This window comes from Cupriavidus sp., from assembly GCF_057315035.1.
In genome coordinates this window covers 21,379-28,015 of sequence record NZ_DBHKYV010000055.1, presented here as the reverse complement: position 1 = coordinate 28,015, position 6,637 = coordinate 21,379, and the positions used below count along the sequence as shown (strand labels likewise).

At 57.7% G+C, this 6,637-nt stretch carries 3 protein-coding genes; 2 read left to right on the top strand and 1 reads right to left on the bottom strand.

What is annotated here, in order from left to right:
• The coding region (locus ACO550_RS36305; protein WP_485995120.1) for a two-partner secretion domain-containing protein at positions 1-3,782 on the bottom strand (3,782 nt) is incomplete at its 3' end.
• Between the two features lie 459 nt (positions 3,783-4,241).
• Here ACO550_RS36305 and ACO550_RS36300 point away from each other — a divergent pair.
• Both ACO550_RS36300 and ACO550_RS36295 read left to right on the top strand, forming a co-directional pair.
• Positions 4,242-4,871, top strand: coding sequence for a response regulator (locus tag ACO550_RS36300; protein WP_315598567.1), 630 nt, complete (start codon positions 4,242-4,244; stop codon positions 4,869-4,871).
• A 582-nt stretch (positions 4,872-5,453) separates the two neighbouring features.
• Positions 5,454-6,530, top strand: coding sequence for a porin (locus ACO550_RS36295; protein WP_315598566.1), 1,077 nt, complete (start codon positions 5,454-5,456; stop codon positions 6,528-6,530).
• The last annotated feature ends 107 nt before the right edge of the window (positions 6,531-6,637 follow it).

Sequence of the window (6,637 nt, the reverse complement as noted above, 5' to 3'; positions counted from 1 at the left end):
TTATCGCGAGTGTTGATCGTGCCGTTCCCGTTATCGACGCCCGCGCCGTTGCCGGTGTTGCCCGAGATGTTCGTCGAGCCGTTACCGTCAGTGTCGATCGTGCCATTGCCGTTATCGACGCCCGTGCCGTTCCCGGTGTTGCCAGAAATGTTGGTCGAACCGTTGCCGTGAGTGCCGATCGTGCCGTTACCGTTGTCGACGCCGGTGCCGTTTCCGCTTTCGCCCGAGATGTTGGTCGAGCCGTTATCGCGGGTGCCAATCGTGCCATTGCCGTTATCTACGCCCGTGCCGTTGCCGGTGTTGCCGGAAATGTTGGTCGAGCCATTATCGCGGGTGTTGATCGTGCCGTTGCCGTTATCGACGCCCGTGCCGTTTCCGGTGTTCCCCGAGATGTTCGTCGAGCCATTGCCGTCGGTGTCAATCGTACCGTTGCCGTTATCGACGCCCGTGCCATTGCCGGTGTTGCCAGAAATGTTGGTCGAACCGTTATCGCGGTTGTTGATCGTGCCGTTACCGTTATCTACACCCGTACCGTTGCCGGTGTTGCCAGAAATGTTGGTCGAGCCGTTATCGCGGGTACCGATCGTGCCGTTGCCATTATCGACGCCGGTGCCGCTACCGGTGTTGCCAGAAATGTTGGTCGAGCCGTTATCGCGGGTATTGATCGTGCCGTTGCCGTTATCGACGCCCGTGCCGTATCCGGTGTTCCCCGAGATGTTCGTCGAGCCATTGCCGTCGGTGTCAATCGTACCGTTGCCGTTATCGACGCCCGTGCCATTGCCGGTGTTGCCAGAAATGTTGGTCGAACCGTTATCGCGGTTGTTGATCGTGCCGTTACCGTTATCTACACCCGTACCGTTGCCGGTGTTGCCAGAAATGTTGGTCGAGCCGTTATCGCGGGTACCGATCGTGCCGTTGCCGTTATCGACGCCGGTGCCGCCACCGGTGTTGCCAGAAATGTTGGTGGAGCCGTTATCGCGGGTATTGATCGTGCCATTGCCGCTATCGACGCCTGTGCCGTTTCCGGTGTTGCCTGAGATGTTGGTCGAGCCGTTACCGCCAGTATTGATACGGCCATCGATATCTACACCGGTGCCATTGGTCGAGTTTCCTGAGATGTTGACGGAGCCGTTTCCACCGACGTCGAGCGTACCGTTGCCGCCTTGCCCCGTTCCACGCCCATTGATGGTGTCGCCACTGACATTCAGACTTCCATTTCCCAACAGTTCAATCTTTCCATTGAGCGTCACCCCATCACCGTTGACGGAGGTACCGGTTACGTCGACGGCACCATTGCCCCCGATTCGCCAACTACTGTTTGCGTGGTCGGTCTGCCTTACGCCGGCCCCGTTAGTTGAACAGCCGTGGATGCTCAGCGCACCATTGCCGGCTACATTGACTGGTCCCCGCAAGTCCACACCATTTCCGTCAACCGCTGTTCCGGTTATATTGACGCCACCGTTGCCTGCGAGATTTAGCCCACCAGTGTCCGCCAGATACACGCCATTACCACCTCTAGCTGCATCGCCAACTACGTTCAACTGACCATCATTGGCGATTTCCAATGGATATCGGAAGCCGACCCCCATCGCTCCATCGCCCCCACCTGTAGTACCGAGTACATTGACGACCCCATTTCTTTCAATCTTTGCGAGGTTGCCAAAAACCTGGAGCCAAACACCGTGTGAGGAAGACGATCTTCCCGTAATGTTCAGGGTCGCGTTCTCGGCAACATTAAGGGAACCATACTGCCAAGTAGCGATGCTGCTCTGTGAAGTTCCCGAGATGCTGGTCACGCTATTCCCCGATACCCTAAGTTCACCTATGATTCTGGCGCCTATGCTATTTGAGCTTGCTCCACTAATATCTACGGAACCATCGTCCGAAACATTTAATCCAAAGATTTTCACTCCATGCTCAGTAGTCGACGTCCCGTTTATTTCAAGACGTCCAACTCCATTTTTTTTTAATTCTTTAAGTATCGCCACACCGTCACCCTGGTTGCCATGCCCGGAAATTAACCCACTTCCTACGGTCAAATTTCCGCCGAATAAGATGGCGCCTCTTGAACTTCCTGTAGTATTGGCAAAAGCCTGAATAGCGCCGCCGTTCAGATAAATGGTGGCATTGGCAGCTTGATTAACCTGACCATCATTCCCTCCCATCGCCGCGGTCAAATTCAGATTCAACCGATCCGACGTCGAAGTAATATTTCCATTCAGCGTAATGCTGCCATTGGCCGCCAGCGTCAGATTCGCCGCACCACCAGCCGTCTTGCTAATATCCGCACCCGATTGCTGAACGATATTGCCCGTAGCCGTGCCGGAGCTCGCTGTGGTAATCGTGACGTCCGTGCCAGCGTTCAAAGCGTCATTGATCGACGTATTGCGCACCGTTGCGCTATTGCCGGTGCCCTGGAAACCGTTGGACACGGTGCCGTTGTAGCCTGCATCGGTGCCAGTGCTGATCGTGATATCCGTCGGGTCAATCAGCCAATGGCCGGCCTTGCCATTCGGTGCTGCCGCGGTGACCGTGCCTTGCACATTGAGGTTATGGCCTGAGGTTTCGACGAAGCCGCCGTCGCCATTCAATGCGCCGGCATCGATCCTGGCGCCCGCATCCACTTGCGTGAACGTGGCGAAGGCCACGCCGTCCTGCAGCATCTTCTGGGCCTGGGTGCCGGTCAGCTTGTTCAGGCTGTCACCGCCCAATACCACCTTGCCGCCTTCTGCATCGCCCTTGGCGTTGATCTCGGCGTTGCCGAACATGCCCACGCGATCGCCTGACAGCACCACTGTGCCGCCCTTGCCACCGGCTGCCGTGTTCGATACGTCGACGTTGCCGGTCAGCGTGACATCACCAGTCTTGCCCGCATCCGCAACCACCGTACCCGCACGCACCACGCCCGACAGGTTCACTACTGTATTGAGCAGCGTATTCGAGCCACGCGCGGTCAGCAGCACTGTGCCGTCCTGAGCGTGAATGTTGCCGCTGTTTTCCACCAGCGCATTGGCGGTGGCATTTGTCAGTACCAGGGAGATGCCCTGGCCGTTCGGCAGCGCGACGGTGGCGCTGTCGCCTGCGGCCAAAATGACTTGACCGCCATTGGCGGTCGAGATGGAACCACTGTTGCGGACCTGGTCGCCCATTAAGGTGACGAAGCCTTGCGCATTAATGTTGCCTTCGTTGATCACACCGGCGTTGGTACCGGTTGAACTCAGCGCCAGCGGATTGCCGGCCATAAAGGCGTTGGCATCGATGGACTTGGTAGTGGCAAGCAGCGATCCGACGTTCACCACCGACCCCTGCCCGAACAGCACGCCATTGGCGTTCTGGATCAGCACCTGGCCGTTGGCCAGCAGGGAACCTTGAATATTGGAAGGCAGACCACCGGTGATGCGGTTCAGTGCCTGTGCGTTGGCGTTGGGTTGGTTGAATTGAACCGTATTGCCCTTGCCGATATTGAACGCGTTCCAGTCGATCACGGCACGTTGGCTGCCTTGATCGATGTTCATGGTGTTGCCGTTGGGCTGCGAGATCGTTGCCTGACCTGCTACAACGTTGCCATTGGTTGGCAGTGCTTGTGCGAAGACCTGGCCAACATCCAATGTAAATAATGCTAATGCAACGGCGGTCATGGCAGAGACTACGCCAACCTGCGTGCCTGCATTGGAAGGGCTGGCTTCACCAGGTTGCTTGCCCTGACTCTTGACGTTCTCCGCGACAGCCACAAGCATGCCCAGGCGCTTACTAAAAACGCGACGATACCGATTCTTGTTCATGATGAATTCCGAAACTATTTGGATAAGAATCCGCCGGCATAGGGCCACGCGGAACGAGATGCCGTGTGACGTTGAGTCAGCTGGATCTCAGTAGCTGGGAAGGCGGGGGCCGCGTAGTGCCATCTTCTTTAGAAGGCTGCCACGCTGCGGTATCTCGGTTCTGTCTGACCCGGACGGCTTTAGCGATTCCTTACATGGAATCGTAAGAAATGCGGTTTGATGCGGTAATAGAAGGACTTCTAAATTCCAGCGACCCTATATCCGGCACCGGTCAATTTGCAGTGTCTGATATGGCTGATTCTGAATCGCTCTGTCTTTGCAGATTGCGTCTTTGCGATCCGATATAACGACATGCCAGCGTGTGCACGCGTGACTTCGCTTCCGGAGTAAATTCCACTCCGTCTGCCCACGTTCAATTCACGACACTGCTGCGAAGACCCTATGACAACCATACGCGTCATGCTTGCCGACGATCATCCGCTTATCGTGTTCGCCGTCCGCGAGACGTTGTGCAGAAACCTGGGTTTTACTGTTGTGGCCGAAGCGACCAATCCTCACGCCTTGATGGAGAATCTGGCCAAGGTCGACTGCGATGTGCTTGTCACCGATTTCTCGATGCCCTTTCCATCGGCGCCGGATGGCTTGGTGATGCTCAATGCCATTCGATCGAAGTTCCCGGGCGTGCGCGTCGTGGTGCTCACCATGCTGGAGAATCCCGGATTGATGACCAGCATGCGGAAAGCTGGCGCGCTTGGCATTCTTAACAAGCGCGACGATATGCGCGAACTGGCCGCGGCGGTCGTCGCGGCATTTCAGAGACGTGCCCACCTGGGTTCCTCTGTGCAAAGGGAAATTGCGAAGCTCGAGATTGCGGCGCCGATCGATAGCGCGATCAAGATACTTAGCCCTCGTGAGATGGAAGTGGTACGGCTCTATGTGGGGGGCATGACCACATCAGAGGTTGCCAGGTATCTGCATCGCAGTATCAACACTGTTAGCACCCAGAAGCACAGCGCGATGCGCAAGCTCGGGGTGAAGAACGACTCCGAATTGTTCAATTACGCGCTTGAGCACGGACTCAGGGCTTAGCCATCGTATCGACTTTGTTCGCTTACGAAAAAAGCCCTGGACTGCATCCGGTACAGCCCAGGGACAAGAGAAATACCGTGGCCTTGGGTCAGGTAAGGCCACGATTTGCAGACGAGAGGCCTGGGGGAGGAACCTCTCTTGAAGAAGGCTACTGACAGGGCAGCACGAACGACATCGAAAACATTCGAAAGCTGGCGACTATTCCCACCCGATACATCACAATTTGAGTGATCAACGTTTGATGCGGTAAACTACGCCGTTCCGCCGCGCCGGGCACGGTCACTTTCTGCCTTTTCAGGCACACCGGCCACCGCCACTGTCGAAGTGGGTGCCGGCGGATACCCTTCAGGGCCTGTGCGCCCCGCCCCCCGGCTTGCCTGTGCTTGCTCACAGCATTCGCCAACAGACTTCGACCCTCGATCCAGGCACTGCGCCGCTTGCCGCGCGCATCCCGGATAACGCCCTGCGTGCCCTTCTGCGAAGGACTCCCGCGCGGGACTGGAACCCCTCAGGTGTTTGCCTGAACCGACCCTAGCCGGTGCTTGCGCGCGCCGGGTGGATCCGTATTCCGGAGGAAAACTCGTGAAGAGACCAGCCAGCCTTTGGCTGCTTGCGGCCGGGCTGTTGCCTTGCGCTGCTTACGCCGACCCTGGCGTAACCCTGTATGGCATCGTCAGCTCGGCGGTGCGCTATACGTCGAACGTCGACGCCCGCCATCATGATCAACTGGGCCTGGTTTCGGGCGGCATGGTCGGCAGCCGCTTTGGGCTCAAGGGCAGCGAAGACCTGGGCGGTGGCAACCATGCCATCTTCCAGCTCGAAAGCGGCTTCAACAGCGATGACGGGCGCACTGCCTACAACTCGTTCTTTGGACGCCAGGCGTGGGTCGGGCTGAGCGGAGACTGGGGCAGCCTGACGTTCGGCCGCCAGTACAACGCGCTCAACAATATCGGCTGGGCTTTTGATCCGCTCGACCAGGGCTGGGGCAACTTCTGGTCTGATCCGCTTTACATCGGTGGGGATATCTTCTTCCAGGATTACCGCATCAACAACAGCATCGTCTATCAGCGCACGGTTGGTCCGTTCTCGGTGCAGCTCGACTATGGCGCCGGCGAGCAGGCTGGCAGCATGAACCACGGAACCACGCTCGGTGGCGGTGTGAAGTACCAGCAAGGCGCATTGGCGCTTGGCGTGGCATATGACCAGCGCCGCAGCGACGATGGCAGCAACACGGTGCGCAATTATTCGGTGGGTGGTTCGTATGTCATCGGCAAGGCAACCGCCTATGTTGGCCATATGGGTCGCCGCGAGTCCGCGAACGATGCACGCTACAACATCTCGTTTGTTGGACTTGGATATCAGCTGACGCCGGCGCTGCATCTGTCGGGCGCGTACTACCGCTACCAGCAGGCTGGGGATGTCACGACGCAGTTCCAGGACACACCGGTGCATCTGGGTGGTGGCAATGCCGATAGTGTGGCGTTTGTAGCCGACTATGCGTTCTCAAAGCGTACGAGTTTGTATCTCGAGACTGATGTGGTGCACGCGCGCGGCGGTACTGTGGGGCGTGAGACCGAGTATTGGGCGGGGACCCCGGTTACTGATGTCAGCAGCAGTACCCGGGTGGGTGTGATGGTTGGGATGCGGCATCATTTTTGAGGGACTTTGATGTGCCGTTGGTTGTCTCCCCTCGCCCGCTTGCGGGAGAGGGGCGGGGGAGAGGGTCGGCGGGTCAAGCTTGGACACGTCGCGATTTGAAACTCAGG

Excerpts from the sequence above, each read along its gene's own strand:
- ACO550_RS36300 (WP_315598567.1), top strand. The coding sequence starts at position 4,242 with ATGCTTGCCGACGATCATCCGCTTATCGTGTTCGCCGTCCGCGAGACG.